A 20,462-nucleotide genomic window follows, 5' to 3' on the forward strand; every position below is an offset into this window, starting at 1 on the left:
CCCGCCTGCGCGATCATGGAGGTTGCCCCGATGACGGAGCGCCGCGCCGCCGCCTTGCGGTCGATGGCCACTGCATCCTCCAGATCGATGATCACAGCGTCGGCTCCGCGCGTCGCGACCTTGACCAGCCGCTGTTCGTCATCCGCTGGCACGAACAGCAGCGATCGCCAGAGCGGCCTCATGCGGCGAAGTCCGCCTGCGCCGTCATCGCCACACCAACCGGCCCGATCGCCCGCAATCTGGCCTGCCCGCTCTCACAGGCAAGGCCAAGGCGCATCTCCTCTCCGTCGAACATCGGCGACATGGCGCGAAAACTGTAGCGGGCAATTTTCCGCCCCGCCTTCTGCCGCAAAAGATGATCCATCAGCAGCGTCGCGATCAACGGCCCCTGCACCACGAGGCCGGGATAGCCCTCCTCATCACGCGCATAGTCGCGATCATAATGGATGCGGTGGCTGTTGAATGTCAGAGCGGAATAGCGAAACAGCATGACCGGATCGGGCGCAACGATCCGCACAACCTCATCGTCGCCCTCAACCGCTACCGCCGGCCGCGCCAGCGGCGCTCCGGGCGCGGCGGCCTCCCGGTATACGATGTCCTGCTCCTCGACGATGGCCGCTTCTCCATCACGCTCGCCAATCTCATGCCTCACTGTGACGAACAGCATTTCGCCGGACCGCCCGCTCTTGGGCGTAGCGGCAACAAGCGTCGAGATCCGGCGGATCGCTGCGCCCTTCACTATCTCGCGCCGGAACTCCACGCGGCTTCCCGCCCACATCCGGCGGGGAAGGTCGACATTTGGCAACAGACCGGTGTCCGACCGCATCGGGTGCCCATCCGGTCCGACATTCGAATGCCGCGCATCGGGCTGAAAGCAGAGCCAGTGGCCAAGCGGCGGCACCATGCCCTCAAGCCAGGGCGGCTGATCATGATCCAGAGTCGCCGCCAGCCGGACGAAGCGTGCTGGGTCGGCAATATCCTCATCGACCTGACTGCGCCCGATGAAAGATTGCGGGTCCATCACGCGAATTCCTTCCTGATATCTTGGCCATGGCTATCGAGAGCAGGCATGGCCATGGCCTCCCGCCCTTCATCCCGGATGACCGGACTGGACGGCAGGCTGACCGGCCCGGCCGACCCTGATGCCAGTGTCCGCCGTAGTGCGGGATGGCGCGAAAGGCCGGCAATCTCGTTGACATCGGCCCAACCGACGCCCGCCGCCTCCAGACGATTGACGGCTTCTTCCCGGGCAATCCCGGAAAGGACAGCGCCAACCTTATCCTCCAGCGCCGTACGATTTTCCACGCGCTTCGCATTGGTGGTGAAGCGGGCATCGTCAGCCAGTTCCGGCTGCTCCATCACGGTGGCGCAGAACCGGCTCCATTCCCGCTCATTCTGCACAGCGACAACAATCTGATGCCCATCCGAGCAAGCGAAGGCGCCATAGGGCGCGATGGAAGGATGATGAAGTCCCGTGCGGCGGGGCGCTTTTCCGCCATGTTCAAAATGCAGCAATGGCACAGTCATCCATTCCGCCAGCGCATCGAACAACGCGACGCTGATGCCCCGCCCCTTGCCCGTCCGCGTCCTTTCGAACAAGGCTTCCATGATTGCGGACGCCGCGTTCAGTCCCGCTGCAATATCGGCCACCGAGACGCCAGTGCGCGCCATGCTTTCTGCCGTACCCGTGGTCGCGGCCAGCCCGGCCTCGCATTGAATCAAAAGGTCATAGGCTTTCTTGTCCCGCCACGGGCTATCCGCGTCATACCCCATGATGTCGCAGGTAATGAGAGTGGGATGGCGCTCACGCATTTGCGCCGAGCCAAAACCCGCCCGCTCGGCCGCCCCCGGTGCCAGATTCTGCACGAATATGTCGGCCCGCGCCAACATCGCCTGCAACAGGGCCGCATCCGCCGGCTGCCGGAAATCCAGCACGATCGACTCCTTGCCCCGGTTCAACCAGAGGAAATAGGCGCTGTCGCCGTCCACAATATGGTCATAGGACCGGGCGAAATCTCCTTCCGCCCGCTCGATCTTTATCACGCGCGCCCCGGCGTCCCGCAACCGCTGCGTACATAATGGGGCAGCCACCGCCTGTTCGATGGCGACGACCAATATGCCGTCGAGCGCGCCCATCAGAAGGACTTGGGCAGACCCAGCGCATGGGTTGCGACGTGACTCAATATCAGGTTCGTGCTGATCGGCGCGACCTGATACAGCCGGGTCTCGCGGAATTTGCGTTCCACATCATATTCCTCGGCAAATCCGAAACCGCCATGCGTCTGAACGCACATGTCGGCCGCATACCAGCTTGCCTCAGACGCCAGCATCTTTGCCATATTGGCCTCCGTGCCGCACGGGATTCCCGCTTCGAACATGGCGGCCGCCTTGTTGACCATCTCGGCGGCGGCGGTCAGTTGCACATAGGCGCGGGCGATAGGAAACTGGATACCCTGATTTTGGCCGATCGGCCGGCCGAACACCGATCTCTCCGTCGCATAGGCCGACGCGCGATCTATGAAGAAGCGGCCATCCCCGATACATTCGCTGGCGATCAGGATGCGCTCGGCATTCATTCCGTCCAGAATATATTTGAACCCTTTGCCCTCCTCGCCGATCAGATTGGCGGCGGGAACGCGAAGATCATCAAAGAACAATTCCGTTGTCGCATGATTGAGCATTGTGCGGATCGGCCTGATCGTCAGGCCATTGCCCAAGGCTTGCTGCATATCGACGAGCAGCACCGAAATGCCATCGGATGGTTTGGCGACTTCCTCACGTGGCGTTGTACGAACGAGCAGGACCATAAGGTCGCTATGTTCCGCCCGGCTGATCCATATCTTCTGTCCATTCACGACATAATCGTCGCCGTCACGCCGCGCGAAGGTGCGGATGCGGGTCGTGTCCGTTCCGCTGGTCGGTTCGGTCACGCCGAACGCCTGAAGGCGCAACTCCCCGGTCGCAATCTTGGGAAGATAGGCAGCCTTCTGTTCTGCCGATCCATGTTTCAGCACCGTACCCATGGTATACATTTGCGCATGGCACGCGCCCCCGTTGCAGCCCGAACGATGGATTTCCTCAAGAATGGCGGTGGCCGCACCAAGCCCCAAGCCCGAACCGCCAAACTCCTCCGGGATAAGGACCGACAAAAAACCCTCGCGGGTCAGGGTATCTACAAAGGCCGTCGGATAGGTCCGGTCCCTATCCAGCTCTTGCCAGTAGGTTCCGGGGAAATCGGCGCACAGCCTGCGGACGGACTCCCGGATTTCCGGAAAGCTCTGCTGTTCGTGCGCACTCATCTCTGTCTCCTTTGTGCGCTGCATCCGCATATTGGCCACACCTGTCCAACACCCCCTCGCGCTTTCAGCTATGCCGTTCAGGCATGTCTGGCGTTACGAGCCATGCATTGCTACATTTCGGCCATGGATCTTCGTCAGCTTCGCCACTTCCGTCAGATCGCCCTCTCCGGCAGCATCTCCGCCGCCAGCGGCACATTGCGGATCGCTCAACCGGCGCTTAGCCGCCAGATGCAAATGCTTGAGCAGGAATTGGGCGTCACGCTGTTTCACCGTACAGGTCGCGGCGTGCTACTTACTGCGGCGGGCGAAGCGTTGCTGACCGACTCCCTGACCCTGATCGACGAAGCCGAGGAACTGGGACGGCGCATTCGCGCTTTTGGCGGCATTCCTGCAGGGGAAGCGACGATCGGCCTGTCCCCCACGATTGGACGCCTGCTTACGCTTCCGCTGGCAACGCGCGTGCAGCGCGATTTTCCCAACCTGAAATTGCGGATTGCCGAAGGGTTCAGCGGGACATTGCTGGAATGGTTGCAAACCGGCCGCCTCGACGCGGCCATACTCTATCATTCACCGGCCAATTCGGCCTTGCGTTGCGAGAAGGTGGGACAGGAGCCGCTATCTGTCATTGGCAGCGTAGTGCGCCCCGCTTTCCCGCCGGGCGATCATGTGCCGATCTCTGCTTTGAAAGGGCATCCCCTGGTGCTGTCTACCCCGGCGCATGGCTTACGTCAGATGGTGGAGCGCCATGCCGCCACAGCGGACGTCAAGCTTGACCTGCTCTTCGAGTTTGACTCCCTCGATGCGACGATCGCTCTGGTCAAGCAGGGCATGGCCCTCACGATCCTTCCAGAGTCAGCCGTGCGGGCTGAACTTGATGCAGGAACTCTGCTTGCATGGCCGGTCGGATCGCCCAGCCTGGTGCGTCCGTTGATCATAGCGACAGCGCCGCAACGCCCCGGCGCCATCAGCGCGCGCGAACTAAGCGCGTTACTGCGTGAAGCGATCATGTCCGCCGCGCCACCGGAGAATGGTAAATCTACGTCTGCTGGCTGAAGGCGAAGATTTCAGCGCGCGCCCAGTTTGCGCGAATGCAATTCCAACCTTTCACGAAACTCCGCCAGAACACGCGCGGCGCCATATAGCGTCTCTGGCGATATGCCCGCGCTCAGCGACGCCGCCCAATCCCGCGCCTCACGCGCCGCAAGTTCAAACAGGCGATGCCCCTGCTCTGTCGCAACCAGCAGCTTCGCACGCCGATCCTGCGGATTATCCACTAATGAAGCCAACCCCTGTTCGACCAGTTCGTTCGCCACACGCTGAACGCCCTGGCGGCTATGTCCCAGCCCTCTGGCTATATGCGCCACGGTAACATGGGTCTTGGCCCGGCAGATGGACGTAAGAATCAGCCAGTCAGCGGGCCTGAGGCCAGCGCTTTTTGTTGTCATCTTGCGGGCAATAGCAAGCCGGCCTGAGAGCCGGACGACCTGATCCACCAGCGCGATAAGCGCTATGTCCGATCGGCTCATGCCCCCTTCAACACCGACATCGCGGGGAGAAATAGACAACATAGTGCGTATTTTGCATGCAATTACGAGCCTGTCAACGCAATCGGCCTTTCAATCGCGGGGGAATATGCCAATCTCCTCGCAGGAGAGGAGCACTATAATGAGCATGCATCCCGGCACTACCAGCGCGCAGAGCAGCTTCGTCGAAGACCGGCTGGCAATCGTCAATCTATTCGCCGCCTATGCGCATTTCGCCAATGTGGGTGATATCGATGGCTGGGCCAATTGTTTCACTTCCGACGCGACTTACGCCGTTTCCGCGCCCAGAGCGCCGGGAATCCCGCTGCCAATAGCGCAAGTCGTAGCCGCTGAAACACCGCAATTCGCCGCGTATCGCCGGATGCTGGATGACCCCGATTCCGGGGAGCGGAAAATCTACTGTATCGTTAATCCTTATGTGGTCACGCAGGACGCTTCATCAGCCTCGATTGTATGCGAACTGGTGCAATTACGCGCGCAGCCCACAGGACCGGCGCCACGCATCCAACTGACCGGCACCTATAGCGGCGATCTCGTCAAACGGGATGGAGAGTGGCGTATCTTCCGCTGGGCCATTTCGACAACACGGCAACCGGAGTCCGTTTCGGAAGTGCCGGCCTTATGGTGGCTGAATGTCGCCGCCAGCAAGGATGGTGACTGGCGCGCGCCAGCCGAACAGGCTTAAGGCCGATGGATCTGGGATTGCGATCCCGCACTGCGCTAGTCTGTGGCGGGTCGAGAGGTATTGGCCTGGCAATCGTAGAGGAACTGACGAACGCGGGCTGCCGTGTCGCAATACTCGCGCGCGATCAGGCAAGACTCGATGAGCTGGTCATTGATTTGCGGCATCGCGGCCACGAGGCGGTCGGCATTGCCGGCGATCTGGCCGATCTGGAATTCTACAGGCACGCATCTGACATGGCGACAGCGACGCTCGGTCCGCCCACCATCGCCATATTCAACGGTTTGTCACCCCGATCCGGCGATTTCGATGCGATGACCATTGCTGATTTCGCTGAAGCCCATCATCAAGTGGTTGGTTGCTTCGCCGCTATGGTGAAGGCGGTTCTGCCCGGAATGAAGGCGGAGGGATGGGGACGGATCGTCACCATCGGCTCGAACGTCGCAAAACAACCTTTCCGGGGAGATAGGGATGCCGCCTATGTGCTGGCAAATACGGAACGGGTCGCCGCCGTCGGCTTGAGCAAAACCCTGTCGGCGGAATTGGCCCCCTTCGGCATTACGGTCAACACTATCCTTACCGGCGCAATCGATACCGGCAGCGCACGGGCATGGTGTGCGCAGCAAGCGGCCGAAGCGGGCATAAGCACAACCCAATTTGTGGACCGCTTCGTCAATGATCGTATCCCGATGCGGCGTATGGGGACCCCGGATGAGATGGCGGCGCTATGCGCTTTTCTGTGTTCGGCACGCGCGGGCTACACCACGGGTGAGACAATACTTTGCGACGGTGGCGTATCGATGGCGATGATCTGACGGCCTTTACCGGCCTTTGAAGGCGGGAGGGCGCTTCTCCTTGAAAGCGCTCACGCCCTCTCGATAGTCACTGGTCAATCCCAGCCGCCGCTGGGCATCGCGTTCATGATCGAGTTGATCGTCAAAAGTCGACGTCCACGACCGCCGGATAGCGCGTTTGGTCTCCATCAACCCGGCGGTCGGCGCCGCCGCAAGCGTCACCAGCAGCTTTTCAACTTCCATGTCGAAAGCCTCATCATCAACGGCTTTCCAGATCATGCCCCAATCCGCGGCCTGACTGGCATCGACAGGCTCCCCGGTCAAAGCCATCGCCATAGCGCGCGGATTGCCAACAAGATGCGGGAGAGTCCAGGTCCCGCCGCTATCGGGCAGCAAGCCGATCTTGGCGAATGCCTGGATGAAGCGCGCACTGCGTTTTGCGATCACAATGTCAGCAAGCAGGGCAATATTTGCTCCTGCCCCCGCCGCCACGCCGTTTACGGCGCAGATCACGGGAAAGGGCAAAGCGACGATCCGGCGGACCAGAGGATTATAGTAGGTTTCGATATTATGGCCCAGGTCAAGCGGCGCATCACTCTCGACATTACGCTCTGCCAAATCCTGACCGGCGCTGAATGCGCGCCCCGCGCCCGTGAGCAATATCACCCGGACCGAACCGTCCGCTTCCAGAGCATCCAGCGCCCGCATCAGCGCCTCATGCATACCCACTGTAAATGCATTAAGCCGGTCCGGCCGGTTGAGCGTTACCCGCCCCACACCCCCGTCGATAGACAGTAGAACTGGCGGATCCTCGTTCATGCCTGCACCTCGGAACGCGCTTCCCTGGCAAGCAAGTCAGCGCGCAGTTCGTTCTTCAATATCTTGTTTGCGCCACTAAGCGGCAGAGGGGTAAATCGCACTTCGACTGATCGCGGACATTTGAACCCGGCGATCATTGACTTGCAATGGTCGATCACCTGCTGCGGCTCGATTGACACACCGGACACGGGTACGACGACCGCGTGAACGGCTTCGCCCCAGCGCGCATCCGGCCGGCCGAATACTGCACATTGTTGTATGGATGGGTGCGCGGCGATGGCGTTTTCAACCTCCTGCGAATAGACATTCTCACCGCCGGAAATGATCACATCCTTCAGACGGTCGACGACATAGAGATAGCCGTCACCGTCCAGATAACCGATGTCGCCCGTATGCATCCATCCGCCGCGCAACGCCTCTGCCGTAGCATCAGCCTGCCGCCAATATCCCAGCATGACCATAGGCCCGCGTACGACAATCTCTCCCCGCTCCCCGGCCGGAACTGGAACACCAGATGGATCGACCACCGCAATGTCCGCAAGCAGCGCCGGACGGCCCGCGGATCGCAACAATCCCTTCGCCGCCATCTCCGGCATATGTTCACGCCAGCCCAGCATCGTTGCGATTGGCGACGTCTCCGTCATCCCATAGGATTGGACGAACCGGACATCCGGCAATCGCGTCATCACTTGCCGCAGCAACGCCTCCGGCATGGCCGCCGCGCCATAGGTGATGTAGCGCAGCGAGGACAGATCAGCGCTTGCTATCTCCGGCTCATCCAGCAAAGCGCGCAGCATCGTCGGCACAAAAGTCGCCAGCGTCACGCGATGCCGGGCGATCACGGACAGAACTTCGCCCGCGACGAAGCGCGGCAGAACGACATGCGTGCCCGCAGCCTGCGTCACCGAAAACAGCCTGACGCCCGCCGCAACATGGAATAGCGGGCCGCAATGGAGGTGAACCGTGCGCTCATCCATACCGATGTGCGATATAAAATTCGCCGAATTGGCGAGGATATTGGCATGGCTGAGCATCACGCCCTTGGGCGCTCCGGTCGTGCCTCCGGTGTAAAACAGACAGGCAAGGTCATCGCCTCCCCGCCCCGCGTCCGGTACGGCCTGCGCGACCGCCAACGCCGCCTCATAAGCGGTCATGCCATCTGGCGCCGGGCCATCCGCACAATGGATGATGGCGGACACCGTTCCACCCGATGCATGCTTCAGTTCGCCAGCAAATTGCGCAAAGTCGGGACCAAGAACGATAATCTTCGGCCCAGCATCAGCAATCTGCGCTGCAATCTCCTGCACAGATAGCCGGTGATTGAGCGGCGTTATCACGCCTCCCGCATGCAGCGCAGCGAAATAGCATTCCAGCGACCGGTGGCTGTTCAATGCAAGCAAGGCGACGCGATCCCCCGTCTCCAAACCGAGCGATTTGAACATGCCCGCAAGCCGCGCGGTCCGGTCCGCAAACTGCGCCCAACTGAACTGCGCGTCACCGTCGAGGATCGCCACGCCCTGCGGACGCATCAAAAGCGCGCGCCGCATTCCCTGCGTCAGTCCAATCATCACGCGCAACTCCGCTCAAAGCAGTTTTGGACGATCCGCTTCGTCACTATCTGCCTCTCAGACCTCAAGAGGAAAGCCTCCCGACACCCGCAAAGTTTCCCCGGTGATGAAACTCGCCTTGTCCGAACAAAGGAACATCGCCGCGTCTACGATATCGCCGGGCAGGCCCTGACGCTTGAGCAGTTGCAGATCATTGATGAAATGGCTGATCATATCGGATGGAAGGTCGGCCATGACCGACTCTGTCGCCATCAGCCCCGGCGCCACGGCATTGACCCGGATATTGTCACGAGCAAACTCACGGGCAAGACTGACGGTCAGCCCGCGCACGGCGAGCTTCGACAAGCCATAGGGCCCAGGTATCGTATATCCTGCAATCGACGCCAGGTTGAGAATGACGCCACCCCCGCGCCGGGCCATTGCAGACCTGACCGCCACCGAGCAATTGATGACGCCCATGACATTCACTTCCAACACAGCACGGACATCCGCTCTCGATATGATGGAAAAGTCTGTGCTGTACCGGTTGGCCAGAAGCCCCGCATTGTTGATCAGGATGTTCACACCACCCAGCGTTTCGACAATATGGGCGACCGCCGAGTCGACCGCTTGTTCGTCGCTGACGTCACAGGAAACGGCACTGCACGATGCGCCATCGGCGGAAAGGGAGTTGGCTGCGCGTCGCGCCTCATCTCCGTCCCTATCCAGAATCACAACCGTTGCGCCAGCGGCGCATAATGCCTGTGCAAAGCCAAAACCGAATCCGCGCGCGCCTCCGGTGACGATAGCTATCTTATCTTTATGCTCCATCACCTCGACATATTGCATGCAAAATTGCTTGTCCATATTTTCCGAAAGCGGCTTGCCTGAGAGAACGGTCATTAAATTAACTGAATACGCTTTTAATCAGGCTTTTCAGAAATGAGTTGCATGCAAAAGACAGTAGAAGCTAGGCAGGAACCCTATGATTGAGAAAACCCGTGTGAACGACTTTGACCAACGGCGCATCACATTTGCGGGCGCACATGGCCTGACCATCGCTGGGACAGCGGTCGGCCCTACCGATGGACTGCCGGTCATTCTTTCGCATGGCGGTGGACAAACCCGATATGCCTGGGGCCGTACGGCGCATTCTTTGGCGGAGTTGGGCTTCCTTGCAATCTCGCTGGATTTGCGTGGCCATGGGGAAAGCGGCTGGATGTCGTCCGGCCTTTACGTGATCGAAGATTATGCCGAGGATTTGCGGCTATTCTCTGCGACTCTGGCCCGCCCGCCTATACTGGTGGGCGCATCACTGGGTGGCATAGCGTCGCTTCTGGCCGCCGGTGAGCCGGCCTATGCTCCGATTTCAGGCCTATGCCTGGTCGATGTCTCACCCCATCTCAAATCCGACGGCGTGGCCGGCATATTGGGCTTTATGAGAGAGACCAGCAAAGGCTTCGACACGCCTGAACAGGCGGCGGACGCCATTGCCGCCTATGTCCCCCATCGCCCACGCCCCACAGACATTGAGGGCCTGAGAAAGAATTTGCGGGAGGGAGAAGACGGCCGATTTTACTGGCACTGGGACCCGCAGACAATTGCCAGGCCGCTTGAACCGGAACGCACAAGCAAGCGGCTGGAGCAGGCGGCGGCGCATATAGATGCGCCAGCGCTGCTGCTACGCGGCGAGTTGAGCGAACTGGTGACCGCAGATGTCGCCAAAAACTTCATGGCGCTGTTCAACAGGGGTGCGACCGTCGACATCCCCGGCGCGCGACACATGGTTGCGGGGGACAGAAACGATTTGTTCGGCAGGGAACTGATCGCCTTCGCAGAAAATATACGAAACGAGAGGACAGGGGATGTTGGCCAATAATGCGCCGTTACCGGTTCTGACGCCGGAGACGGAGGCTTTCTGGACTGGAGGCTGCGAAGGGAAGCTGATGATTATGCGGTGCGCGCAATGCATGCGCCGACATCATCCGCCCAGCCCGGTATGCCCCCATTGCTACAGCGAACGGGTAGCGCCTGAAGCCGTATCGGGCCGCGCGAAGATCGCCAGCTTCACCGTAAATCACCAGAAATGGCTACCCGACATGAAGGTGCCGTTCGTGATCGCCATCGTTGAATTGGATGAACAGCCGGACATCCGGATAACCACAAATATCGTCAACGCGCCGCCGGAGACGATACATATTGGCCAGTCCGTCCAAGTGTTATTCGAACAGCATGAGGATGTGTGGCTGCCCCTTTTCCAGCCGGAGAAAGGCGCATGACATTTGGCGAGAAACAGGTCGCCATCACCGGCATAGGCCAGTCGGAGATCGCCCGCCCCTCCTCCCGGTCGGCGCTCCTGCTGACCATCGATGCCATTCTGGCGGCCATTGAGGACGCCGGTCTTACGCCCGCCGATATAGACGGGCTGACGACTTGGCCTGGCCGGATGGATAGCGACCCAGGTTTTGGCCCGGTCGGCACTACGGACATCAAGGAAGCGTTGGGCCTGAAGCTCAATTATTTTGCCGGCGGAAAGGAAGCGCCCGCTCAATTCGGTGCAGCGATCAATGCGATCGGCGCGATAGCGGCGGGATTGGCCCGCCATGTGGTCGTGTTCCGCACAGTTTACGAAGCCACCACCCGCAAGCAGACGGGCGCTGGCACTGCATTTGGCACCGCGCGCGTTCCGGACGCCCGTTTTCAGTGGCAATTGCCGATGGGCGCGATGTCCGCATCAAACTGGACCGCTCTCTACGCCCAGCGGCATTTTCATGATTACGGCACCACGCGCGAACAGATGGCGCAGATTCCGCTCAACTGCAGGCGGAACGCGGCCCTTAATCCCAAGGCGATATATCGCACGCCGCTGACTCTCGACGATTATATGGGCGCGCGGATGATTTCGACGCCGCTCTGCCTTTATGACTGCGACGTGCCGGTGGATGGGGCGACCGCGATTATCTTCTCACGCGCTGATGCCGCCGGCGACCTTCGCCATGCACCGATCAGGCTGGAAGCCGTTGGATCGGCGCTGCACGGCCGCGACAGTTGGGACCAGCGGGCGGACCTGACCAGCATGGCGGCGTTCGACGCCGCGAAGATGATGTGGTCCCGCACCGATATGAAGCCGTCGGATATCGACACCGCGCAACTCTATGACGGTTTCACGATCCTGACGATGCTCTGGCTGGAAGCGCTGGGCTTTTGCGGAAAGGGCGAGAGCGGCGCCTTCATTGAAGAAGGCACCCGCATCGCGCTGGCAGGCGAATTGCCCCTGAATACATCCGGCGGACAATTGTCCGAGGGCCGCGTGCACGGCTACGGCTATCTCCACGAAGCATGCCTGCAACTGCGCGGCACCGCTGGAGCGCGGCAGATTGCGAAGCCTGTAAATACTGCGGTTGTGGGAACAGGAGGCGGCCCATTGGCCTCCTGCATGCTGCTACGAAACGATTAGGTTCTTCGTGCGAGGCGGCGCGGGCGACTGTAACAGCCGCCCGCCCGCGTAATCATAATGCTTCGAAGATCGTCACATTGGCCAAACCGCCGCCTTCGCACATGGTCTGAAGGCCGTAACGCCCTTTGCGCTGGCGCAGCGCATGAATGAGCGTGGTCGCGAGTTTCGCGCCCGACGCGCCCATGGGATGCCCAAGCGCCATTGCACCGCCATGCACATTCAACCGCTCCAGATCAGCGCCGATAGCTTTCGCCCAAGCAAGCGGCACTGGGGCGAAAGCCTCATTCACTTCATAGAGGTCAATGTCCTGAATTGACATTCCGGCGGCCTTGAGCGCGCGCTCGGTTGCAGGAATAGGCGTTTCGAGCATGATCACCGGGTCGCCGCCCAGTACGGTCATCTGGTGGATGCGCGCCAGTGGAGCGACATTCAACGATTTCAGCATTGCCTCGCTGACAATCAGGACGCCGGCCGAACCATCGCAAATCTGGCTGGAACTGGCGGCGGTGACCAGCCCATCGGGTAGCACCGTCTTCACCGCCCCAATCGATTCCGGCGTAGCGTCGAACCTTATGCCTTCATCGACATCGTGCGGAACTGCATTGCCTTCAGCATCGACACCCGAAACGGACAGGATTTCCTTCGCGAACAACCCGCTTTCGGTCGCGGCGATGGCGCGCTTGTGGCTGGACAAAGCCAACGCATCGCAATCGGCGCGGGAAAAGCCATATTTGGCCGCCATCATTTCCGCGCCCTTGAACTGATTGTACGCAAAGCCGGGGCGGCGCTCCAGCATCACGGGGCTCATCGGTCCGCCCCAGCCCTTTTCGTGGGCCAGCGTGTAAGCCGAACTCATTGGAACGCGCGTCATGCTCTCGACACCGGCGGCGATGACAGCCTGGGCGCTCCCGGCGATCACCGCCTGCGCAGCGAAATGGATCGCCTGCTGGGACGATCCGCATTGACGGTCGACCGTCACGCCGGGCACTGTTTCGGGCAGGTTCGACGACAATATGGCCTGACGGGCGACGTTGAACGCCTGCTCGCCGACCTGGGTGACGCATCCCATGACAACATCATCTACCTGGGCGGGGTCGATTCCGGATTGTTCGACCAGCGCGTCGATCACGCGGCCGGACAAATCAGCCGGATGCCAGTTCCTCAGACGCCCACCCCGGCGGCCTCCGGCTGTGCGGGTAGCGGCGACAATATATGCTTCAGCCATGACGATCCTCGAAAAACAGGGAAAATATTTGCCCGCGATCAGCGCGGCGGCATGCGGATTGCACCGTCAAGGCGGATGACCTCACCGTTGACATAACCGTTGCGGCAAAGCTCCAGCACCATCGACGCATACTCCTCCGGCGCGCCGAGACGGCTTGGGAATGGCACGGATTCGGCGAGACTCTTGCGCATCTCCTCCGGCGCAGCGAGCATCGGGGGAGTAGCGAAGATGCCCGGCATGATCGTGTTCACGCGGATGAATTCCGATGCAAGGTCGCGCGCGATAGGCAGAGTCATGCCCACGATCCCCGCCTTTGCCGCGGCATAGGCGACTTGTCCGATCTGGCCATCCTTGGCTGCGGCCGAGGCGGTATTGACGATGACCCCGCGTTCGCTGTCGATGGGATCCAGGGACGCCATGCCCGCGGCGGAAACGGCGGCGCACTGAAATGCGCTCATCAGATTGAGGTGGACGATCTTGGTGAAGCGATCCAATGCCATAGGCTCTATCGCGCCTGTCTCGCGATTGCGGCGGATGATCTTCGCGGACGTGCCGCCACCCGCACAACTCACCAGGATGCGCTCCTGCCCATGCGCTGCGCGCGCAGCAGTGAAGCCCGCCGCCACCGATTCCGCGGACGTCACATCGACTGAACAGAATGCGCCGCCTAGCTCCTTTGCGACCGCCTCGCCCCGCTCCGCATTGAGATCGAAGATCGCGACTTTTACGCCTTGTGCCGCGAGCGCCCGCGCCGTCGCCTCGCCCAGGCCCGAAGCCCCGCCCGTGACCACAGCCGAAATCGATCCATCCAGACGCACCCCGATTCTCCTATATCACCAATTCATTCGCATATTGCATGCACGATACCGCCGAACGGCGCAACCCGTAAGGCAGAATGAGCATCACACCGCCGTTGGAATTTGCCGAATTTCTGGCAATTTCTCTCATTGAAGGGAAATTTGCGGCTTTTTCGCCTCTCCTTTACCCATACACAAATTTGCGTGACATTCGCAGTGTCACAACTTATTTGCATGCAATATAGAATGGCGGGAGACGATTGATGTTTGAAGGCAAAACGGCCCTGATTACCGGCGCTGGCAGCGGCATGGGCGCCGCCGTTGCGCGTCACCTGGCATCCAAAGGCGCAAACGTGGCGCTTGTGGGAATTGATTCCGCGCCCGTGGAAAAAATTAGCGCAGAAATAGCTGCGGCCGGAGGTTCGGCCATCGGCATCGCAGCCAATGTGGCGAAGCCCGACGAGATGGAGCGCGCCGTTTCGAAGACGGTCGAAAGATACGGCGCACTGCATTTCGGCGTCAACTGCGCGGGTGTATCACAGACCCCCAAACCCATCGGCGAGCTTGCTCCATCCGAATGGAGCGAAACCATCTCCGTCAATCTGGACGGCATCTTCCACGCCATGCGCTACGAGATCCCCGCCATCCTCGCAGCAGGCGGCGGCGCGATCGTCAACATTTCGTCCGTGTTCGCGCATAAGGGATTTGCCGATCGTTCAGCCTATTCGGCTTCGAAGCATGCCGTAATTGGCCTCACGCGCAGCGCCACGCTGGACTATGCCTCGAAAGGGCTTCGCGTGAACACCCTCTCCCCCGGCGTCATCGATACGCCAATGTTGGACGTTGATCGCGAATCCAGCAATCAGTTTGCGCAATATATCCCAGCGCGCAGGATTGGCCGCCCGGAAGAAATCGCAACCGCCGTCGCATTCCTGCTTTCGGATGATGCATCCTATGTCAACGGCGCGGAATTGATCGTCGACGGCGGCTTTCTTGCCTAACTGCATAAGCGGCTAGGAAGCACTGGTCGTTAGGAGGCACTGGGGCGCAGCAGGTCAATCATGCCCAAATCTGCATACCAGTCCTCCATCAGGGGCGCCAAATCTTTGGACCGGGCGAGAGGGATCAACAGTTCCGCGTCACGGCCGACAATCCACTGATAAGGCGGGTTGGCCGTTGTCGCCGCCTCCAGAACAACCCTTGCGACGTCATCAGCCGTCTGACCTGCCATCATGTCTTGGATGAACGGCCCCATGCCGTTGCGGAGGCGCATTTCGAATGGCCAGTATGGCGACTGCTCGTCAAAGCCGTCGGGATATACATAGTTGGCGGCAAAGCGCGTGGGGAACGCTCCAGGCGCAACGGAAATTACATCTATTCCAAATGGTCGCAACTCGATCCACAGAGATTTGGTCAGCCCCTCCAGCGCATGTTTCGATGCGCAGTAAGCGCCCCTGTGCGCAACCGACATATGCGCTACGACCGAGGAAATGTTGATGATCCGGCCTTGTCGACGCGCGCGCATGCTCGGCAATATGCTGCGGATCAGGCGAAGAACGCCAAAGACGTTGGTATCGAACTGCGACAGCATTTGCGCGTCGCTCAAATGCTCGACGGGCGCGACAACCTCGTAGCCAGCGTTGTTGACAAGAATGTCGATCGGGTGGCGGGCGGAAGCATCCGCCAATGCCGCGTCCACATCCGCAGCACTCGTGACGTCGAGCTTTCCGATGACGATAGGCAGACCGCCATCCCGCAATTCCTCAAGCGGCCCAGCGCTCGACAGATTTCGCACGGTTGCATACACGTCATGCCCCGCGCGCGCCGCCAGTTCCGCAGTCGCAAGACCGAAGCCGCTGCTACACCCTGTGATGAAAAACCTCGCCATTCCTGCAGCTCTCCATTTTTGTCAGCTTTACTTGTTGAACATAAGGCTGGATTCAGCAAGCGTGCCGACTTCATAAAGTCTCATATTTGCATGCAATGTTGTCAAAGGGCGGGGAATGATTGAGCATTGGACCGAAGCTGGAAATGACAGCGTTCTGCTCCGCCTGCTTCAACAGCGCGCGAAGGAAATACCGCAACGGATTTATGCGGAGTTCGAGGATGGTGAGAGCTGGACATATGCGCGCTGCTGGTCGCTTGCGCAGGAGACCGCGGCGATGCTGGCGTCATATGGCCTTGGCCGTGGCGAGGTGCTTCTACTATGGGTGCCCAACGGCCCCGATTTTCTCAGGCTGTGGATGGGAGCGAATCTGCTCGGCGCAATCGTGGCGGCCCCAAATCTGGCGTATCGGGGCAATATTCTGGAACATGTCATTAATCTGACAGGAGCCAGAATAGCTGCGATCGATCCCACTTTGATGAGCCGATTGGAGGACATCGATTCAAGGATCGTGGAAACCATCATCGTCACGGGAGACGGCCGACATATCTCGTCAGATTGCCGTGCAATCGCCTTGCCCGACCCTGATCATAAGCGTTTTCCGGCAGTCGCATTGCCGATTGTGGAGCCATGGGATCCGCAATTCATCATGTTCACTTCCGGCACCACGGGTCCATCCAAGGGCGTTACAGTGCCTTACGCCCAAATGCATGCGATTGCGTCCACGCACTATGGGTCGCGCTTTGGCCCCGACGACCGTTATCTTCTCAATCTTCCGCTATTCCATGTTGGTGGACTGCTTCCGGCGGTCGGCGCGATGATCACCGGCGGAGCGGTGGTCGTTATGCCCGGCTTCAAGACCGATCGTTTTTGGGCAACCGTGCGGGATCGGAACATCACCGGCTGCACAATGATTGGGGCAGCGGCATCCTTCCTCGAAAATCTGCCGCCGACCGCCCAGGACAGCGACAATCCTCTGCGCTGGGTGTCCATGTTTCCTCTTGTCAGGGATACGCCCGCATTCGCGCGGCGCTTTGGCATAGGCATATTCACAGGTTATGGCATGTCGGAACTGTCGATCCCGATAACTTCTGATGACCACGCCCTGCCGGCGGGCAGTTGCGGTTATCTCCGGGACGATTACGAGGCCCTGCTGGTCGACGAACATGACATGCCGGTTGCCGAGGGGGACGTAGGCGAACTTATCCTGCGCCCCCAAAAGCCGTGGATCATATTCAGCGGATATTGGCGCAACCCGGAGGCTACGGCGGAAGCCTGGCGCAACGGCTGGTTCCATACGGGCGACACTTTTCGCCGCTTGGCCGACGGGGCCTATATCTTTGTCGACAGAACGAAGGACGCATTGCGTCGAAGGGGAGAAAATATCTCCTCCTATGAGGTGGAGGTAGAAATATTGGCCCATCCGTCAGTCGTCGAGGCCGCTGTCATTGGCGTCCCGTCCTTACATGGCGAACAGGATGTGATGGCGGTTGTTGTGCGCGGCGGAAGCGATGACATCACTCCCGCTGCGTTGATCGAATTTCTGAAACCCCGCCTGCCGGGCTTCATGCTACCGCGCTATATCCGCTTCACGGACACACTGCCGCGCACGCCCAGCCTTAGGGTTCAGAAACATGTGCTGCGCGAAGATGGTGTGACGCCCGATAGCTGGGACCGGCTGGGATAGACCGCCTCAACCCGGCAGCGAAAGCACGATGGACGCGCCAGTAATGCATGCGGCATCGGCGGAAATAAGCAAGGCAATGGCGCGCGCAGCGCCACTTGGCGTCACCCAGCCCGACCTGTCCGCATCGGGCATATCCCGCCGATTGGCTGGCGTATCGATGATGGTCGGCAATATCGCATTCACACGGACACCACGACCCCGCAATTCGTCCGCCAGGCTTTCGGTAAGCGCTTTGACTCCAGCCTTGGAAGCCGCATAGGGCGCCATCCCCATGCCGGCGGCGTTGGCGGCAGCCGCTCCGACATTTACGATGGACCCACCGCCGTTTGCCAGCAGATGCGGTATCGCCGCACGCGCTGATACCGCTGCGGTGCGTAGATTCATGCGATACATACGGTCCCAGCTATCGATGCTTCCGCCGTCGACCGGTTCCCATATGAAACCACCGGCAACATTGACGACCGCATCCAGTCCACCGAGATTTGCGGTGACCTCAGAATATGCCTTTGTGACCGAAGCCTCGTCGGCTAGGTCCACGCCCCCCTGGACGACAGATGCCGCTCCGGCCTCCGCGGGCGCCATATCGACAATCGCAACCTGCATGCCCCGCGCAGCGAGTTCCGCCGCAACGGCTTTTCCCAACGCGCCCAGACCGCCAGCGACCAATATTCTCATAGCGCGGCCTAATTCCTGCGCCAGCTCAGCGGGAGATACAGCATGGCGTTATTCTTCCCCGATTCAGCGATGACCTTCTCCCCCGCCTTGATCTGAAATTCGGGAATGCGGGCGAACCAATGCTCCAGGAATGTCCGAAGCTCCAGACGCGCGAGGTGCGAACCCAGGCAACGATGTGGCCCGCTTCCGAAAATCATGTGCGCCTTGTTCTCGCGATGAAAATCAATCGTCATGGGATCGGGGAACTGCCTGTCGTCAAGTCCGAACAAGGTCGTCGAAAGCAGGACTGGGTCACCCGCGCGCATCTCGATGCCCTTAAACTGCATATCGTTGCGGACCATCCTCGCAAGATTGGTGACACCGTGATAGCGCAGCAATTCTTCCACAGCTTCCGGGATCAGCGATGGGTCATCAGCCAGTTGCCGCTGATGCTCAGGATGGGTCGCCAGAAAGCGCATTGAGAAGCCGAGTTCGGCAACGACCGTATCAAGCCCGGCGAACATCAGATTAATGCACATGCTGAAAACTTCCTGCTCGGTGGCAGGACGTCCCTGTATCGTGCTGTCGATTACCTTCGTCGCCAGATCGTCCCGCGGCGTGCGGCGGCGGTCGTCCAACTTTTCACTCAGATAGGCGATCATCGCATCCATTGAGGATTGAACCTGCGCAGGATCAGGACTGCGTGTCTGGTCCTCGACCAGGGGCAGCAGCATCGCTGCATCCTCCATCGGGAAACCCATCATACCAAGGAACACGGCGATTGGGAGCCGTTGGGCCACGGCCTCCTGAAATTCGCATTCGCCGTCCGCAATGAAGCCTTCAATCAGATTGGCGGACAGATCACTGACGATCTGCTCGTAATTTCTGAGAGCCTTTGGAGAGAAGGCCGGCGCCAGGGCATTGCGATAGTCGCTAAGCTCGGGTGGATCATATTCCGCAGGCGCAAACCTGAAGCCGGTATTGACATAGGGTATGGAGACGATCTGACTGGAGAAAAGATCGTAGTTCCGATACGCTTCCTGAATATCCTCGGCACGGGTGAACACCCAATGGCCGCCATTGCGCGGCGTGTAGAAAATATCGGGGCCATCATGAAACTGGTGCCACGTCTTGTGGATATCTCCGTCGATCGCATTCATATCGAATACGTCGAAATCACGCACCAGCCCGGCGGCAACATGGGGCGGCGGTGAGCTTGGCACGGTTAGCTTCGCGTGCGTGGTCATTCCGGCCTCCTCATCTCATATCGCATTTCAGCTTATGTTGACGATATGCTATCAGCAAGATTACATGCAATCAATCAAGAACAGTGCAAAATCCGGCCATAACTAGCCATTAACCCCCTATATTGCGTACATTTATGGAGAGGGCATGAATTTAACCGAGCCGAAACGTCTCCGGGGTCTGGATCGTGGAGAGCGCTGCGCATTATTGATATCGGAATGCCAGACAGCGGTGATCGATCCAGAAGTCGCCATGTTCAAGGATTTGGCGAATGCAGCGCAAGCCCGCGCGCTCCCCACAAAGATATCCGCGTTTGCGCATCAATGCCGCAACGCGGACATTCCGGTGGTGCATTGCATCGTCCGGCTTTTGCCAGGCGGGAAAACAGCGACTGCCAACTCGCCAATCCATTCCATCATGCGCAAAAGCCCGTTCCTCCATCGCGATCATCCAGCGTCGAACATCCACCCCGGCATAGCAGTCGGTCCCAGCGACATTATTTCCGACCGCGCGCACGGCATCACCGCTTTCCATGACAGCGGCCTTGAAACCGCGCTCCGTGCGTTAAATGTGGAGACGCTGATCCTCACCGGCGTTTCCACCAACATCGCCCTGATCGGCGCAAGCATAGAGGCCGTTAATCGCGGCTTTTCGGTGGTTATCGCTGAGGATTGCACGGCCGGAGCGACACCCGAAACCCACGCACATTCCATTGAGCAGACCTTGCCTATCCTGGGCACGGTCTGCAGCACGGAAGCCATTATACCCTATCTAAGAAATCGAACCGGCGTCAGTTGAACGCTGATCAGTTCTCAGTCCAAAATAGA

General features: G+C 59.8%; 22 protein-coding genes. 9 read left to right on the forward strand and 13 right to left on the reverse strand.

Going from position 1 to position 20,462, the window contains the following annotated elements; translation table 11 throughout:
- The 4 genes from BHQ40_RS05470 to BHQ40_RS05485 form a co-directional block, all read right to left on the reverse strand.
- Positions 1 to 182 (reverse strand): aldolase/citrate lyase family protein (locus BHQ40_RS05470; RefSeq protein ID WP_253183271.1); only part of this gene is annotated, 182 nt, incomplete at its 3' end.
- Positions 179 to 1,021 carry an HTD2 family dehydratase gene (locus BHQ40_RS05475; RefSeq protein WP_070153602.1) on the reverse strand — a complete coding sequence of 281 codons (843 nt, stop codon included), beginning with the start codon at positions 1,019 to 1,021 and terminating at the stop codon, positions 179 to 181. The genes BHQ40_RS05475 and BHQ40_RS05470, both read right to left, overlap by 4 nt.
- Positions 1,021 to 2,136, reverse strand: a complete 1,116-nt coding sequence (locus tag BHQ40_RS05480; RefSeq protein WP_070153605.1) for a CaiB/BaiF CoA transferase family protein — start codon at positions 2,134 to 2,136, stop codon at positions 1,021 to 1,023. The genes BHQ40_RS05475 and BHQ40_RS05480 overlap by 1 nt, the downstream gene beginning before the upstream one ends.
- Complete coding sequence (locus BHQ40_RS05485) at positions 2,136 to 3,299, reverse strand: acyl-CoA dehydrogenase family protein (protein WP_070153608.1); 1,164 nt, start codon at positions 3,297 to 3,299, stop codon at positions 2,136 to 2,138. The genes BHQ40_RS05480 and BHQ40_RS05485 overlap by 1 nt, the downstream gene beginning before the upstream one ends.
- A gap of 102 nt (positions 3,300 to 3,401) precedes the next feature.
- Here BHQ40_RS05485 and BHQ40_RS05490 point away from each other — a divergent pair, with 102 nt between their 5' ends.
- A complete protein-coding gene (locus BHQ40_RS05490; protein WP_083276716.1) occupies positions 3,402 to 4,352 on the forward strand; it encodes a LysR family transcriptional regulator in 951 nt (316 codons plus the stop codon).
- An 11-nt stretch (positions 4,353 to 4,363) separates the two neighbouring features.
- On the opposite strand, the gene BHQ40_RS05495 is transcribed toward BHQ40_RS05490, so the two are convergent.
- Positions 4,364 to 4,825, reverse strand: coding sequence for a MarR family winged helix-turn-helix transcriptional regulator (locus BHQ40_RS05495; RefSeq protein WP_070153611.1), 462 nt, complete (start codon positions 4,823 to 4,825; stop codon positions 4,364 to 4,366).
- Between the two features lie 139 nt (positions 4,826 to 4,964).
- Between BHQ40_RS05495 and BHQ40_RS05500 the strand changes: the two genes are divergently transcribed.
- Together BHQ40_RS05500 and BHQ40_RS05505 are read left to right on the forward strand one after the other, a co-directional pair.
- Positions 4,965 to 5,528, forward strand: coding sequence for a nuclear transport factor 2 family protein (locus tag BHQ40_RS05500; RefSeq protein ID WP_070153615.1), 564 nt, complete (start codon positions 4,965 to 4,967; stop codon positions 5,526 to 5,528).
- A 5-nt stretch (positions 5,529 to 5,533) separates the two neighbouring features.
- A complete protein-coding gene (locus tag BHQ40_RS05505; protein WP_070153618.1) occupies positions 5,534 to 6,340 on the forward strand; it encodes an SDR family oxidoreductase in 807 nt (268 codons plus the stop codon).
- A gap of 6 nt (positions 6,341 to 6,346) precedes the next feature.
- Here the strand turns inward: BHQ40_RS05505 and paaG are convergent, their stop codons facing one another.
- Genes paaG through BHQ40_RS05520 form a run of 3 tightly spaced genes read right to left on the reverse strand, consistent with a single transcriptional unit; the run spans position 6,347 to position 9,588 of the window.
- Complete coding sequence (gene paaG / locus BHQ40_RS05510) at positions 6,347 to 7,138, reverse strand: 2-(1,2-epoxy-1,2-dihydrophenyl)acetyl-CoA isomerase PaaG (RefSeq protein ID WP_070153621.1); 792 nt, start codon at positions 7,136 to 7,138, stop codon at positions 6,347 to 6,349.
- The gene (locus tag BHQ40_RS05515) at positions 7,135 to 8,706 is read right to left on the reverse strand and encodes an acyl-CoA synthetase (protein WP_253183278.1); all 1,572 of its coding nucleotides are present in this window, start codon (positions 8,704 to 8,706) and stop codon (positions 7,135 to 7,137) included. Before BHQ40_RS05515 ends, paaG begins: the two co-directional genes overlap by 4 nt.
- Before the next feature lie 57 nt (positions 8,707 to 8,763).
- Positions 8,764 to 9,588: an SDR family NAD(P)-dependent oxidoreductase gene (locus BHQ40_RS05520; RefSeq protein ID WP_216094853.1), complete on the reverse strand. Its 825-nt coding sequence runs from the start codon at positions 9,586 to 9,588 to the stop codon at positions 8,764 to 8,766.
- Between the two features lie 82 nt (positions 9,589 to 9,670).
- On the opposite strand from BHQ40_RS05520, the gene BHQ40_RS05525 reads away from it, so the two are divergent.
- From BHQ40_RS05525 to BHQ40_RS05535, 3 genes are read left to right on the forward strand one after another with little or no spacing between them, the layout of a single operon-like run.
- Positions 9,671 to 10,564: an alpha/beta fold hydrolase gene (locus BHQ40_RS05525; RefSeq protein WP_070153624.1), complete on the forward strand. Its 894-nt coding sequence runs from the start codon at positions 9,671 to 9,673 to the stop codon at positions 10,562 to 10,564.
- On the forward strand, positions 10,551 to 10,964 hold the full coding sequence (locus BHQ40_RS26475) for a Zn-ribbon domain-containing OB-fold protein (protein ID WP_070153627.1): 414 nt from the start codon (positions 10,551 to 10,553) through the stop codon (positions 10,962 to 10,964). Before BHQ40_RS05525 ends, BHQ40_RS26475 begins: the two co-directional genes overlap by 14 nt.
- The gene (locus BHQ40_RS05535; RefSeq protein ID WP_070153630.1) at positions 10,961 to 12,142 is read left to right on the forward strand and encodes a thiolase family protein; all 1,182 of its coding nucleotides are present in this window, start codon (positions 10,961 to 10,963) and stop codon (positions 12,140 to 12,142) included. Before BHQ40_RS26475 ends, BHQ40_RS05535 begins: the two co-directional genes overlap by 4 nt.
- A gap of 52 nt (positions 12,143 to 12,194) precedes the next feature.
- Here BHQ40_RS05535 and BHQ40_RS05540 read toward each other — a convergent pair whose 3' ends face one another.
- Entirely contained in the window at positions 12,195 to 13,367 is a 1,173-nt protein-coding gene (locus BHQ40_RS05540; RefSeq protein WP_070153634.1) for an acetyl-CoA C-acetyltransferase, read from the reverse strand.
- 38 nt (positions 13,368 to 13,405) lie between these two features.
- A complete protein-coding gene (locus BHQ40_RS05545; protein ID WP_070153638.1) occupies positions 13,406 to 14,185 on the reverse strand; it encodes an SDR family NAD(P)-dependent oxidoreductase in 780 nt (259 codons plus the stop codon).
- Between the two features lie 242 nt (positions 14,186 to 14,427).
- On the opposite strand from BHQ40_RS05545, the gene BHQ40_RS05550 reads away from it, so the two are divergent.
- Positions 14,428 to 15,165: an SDR family NAD(P)-dependent oxidoreductase gene (locus BHQ40_RS05550; RefSeq protein ID WP_070153640.1), complete on the forward strand. Its 738-nt coding sequence runs from the start codon at positions 14,428 to 14,430 to the stop codon at positions 15,163 to 15,165.
- Positions 15,166 to 15,194: 29 nt separating this feature from the next.
- Here the strand turns inward: BHQ40_RS05550 and BHQ40_RS05555 are convergent, their stop codons facing one another.
- Positions 15,195 to 16,052 carry an SDR family oxidoreductase gene (locus BHQ40_RS05555; RefSeq protein WP_070153644.1) on the reverse strand — a complete coding sequence of 286 codons (858 nt, stop codon included), beginning with the start codon at positions 16,050 to 16,052 and terminating at the stop codon, positions 15,195 to 15,197.
- 115 nt (positions 16,053 to 16,167) lie between these two features.
- On the opposite strand from BHQ40_RS05555, the gene BHQ40_RS05560 reads away from it, so the two are divergent.
- The gene (locus tag BHQ40_RS05560; RefSeq protein WP_070153647.1) at positions 16,168 to 17,736 is read left to right on the forward strand and encodes an AMP-binding protein; all 1,569 of its coding nucleotides are present in this window, start codon (positions 16,168 to 16,170) and stop codon (positions 17,734 to 17,736) included.
- 6 nt (positions 17,737 to 17,742) lie between these two features.
- Here BHQ40_RS05560 and BHQ40_RS05565 read toward each other — a convergent pair whose 3' ends face one another.
- Positions 17,743 to 18,411 (reverse strand): SDR family NAD(P)-dependent oxidoreductase, encoded by a 669-nt coding sequence (locus tag BHQ40_RS05565; RefSeq protein ID WP_139139195.1) that lies wholly within the window; start codon positions 18,409 to 18,411, stop codon positions 17,743 to 17,745.
- A gap of 8 nt (positions 18,412 to 18,419) precedes the next feature.
- Positions 18,420 to 19,637 (reverse strand): cytochrome P450, encoded by a 1,218-nt coding sequence (locus BHQ40_RS05570; protein WP_070153653.1) that lies wholly within the window; start codon positions 19,635 to 19,637, stop codon positions 18,420 to 18,422.
- A gap of 145 nt (positions 19,638 to 19,782) precedes the next feature.
- Here BHQ40_RS05570 and BHQ40_RS05575 point away from each other — a divergent pair, with 145 nt between their 5' ends.
- Positions 19,783 to 20,433, forward strand: coding sequence for a cysteine hydrolase family protein (locus BHQ40_RS05575; RefSeq protein ID WP_070153656.1), 651 nt, complete (start codon positions 19,783 to 19,785; stop codon positions 20,431 to 20,433).
- Positions 20,434 to 20,462 lie beyond the last annotated feature (29 nt).

This window comes from Sphingobium phenoxybenzoativorans, assembly GCF_001757355.1.
GTDB classification, from domain to species: domain Bacteria; phylum Pseudomonadota; class Alphaproteobacteria; order Sphingomonadales; family Sphingomonadaceae; genus Sphingobium; species Sphingobium phenoxybenzoativorans.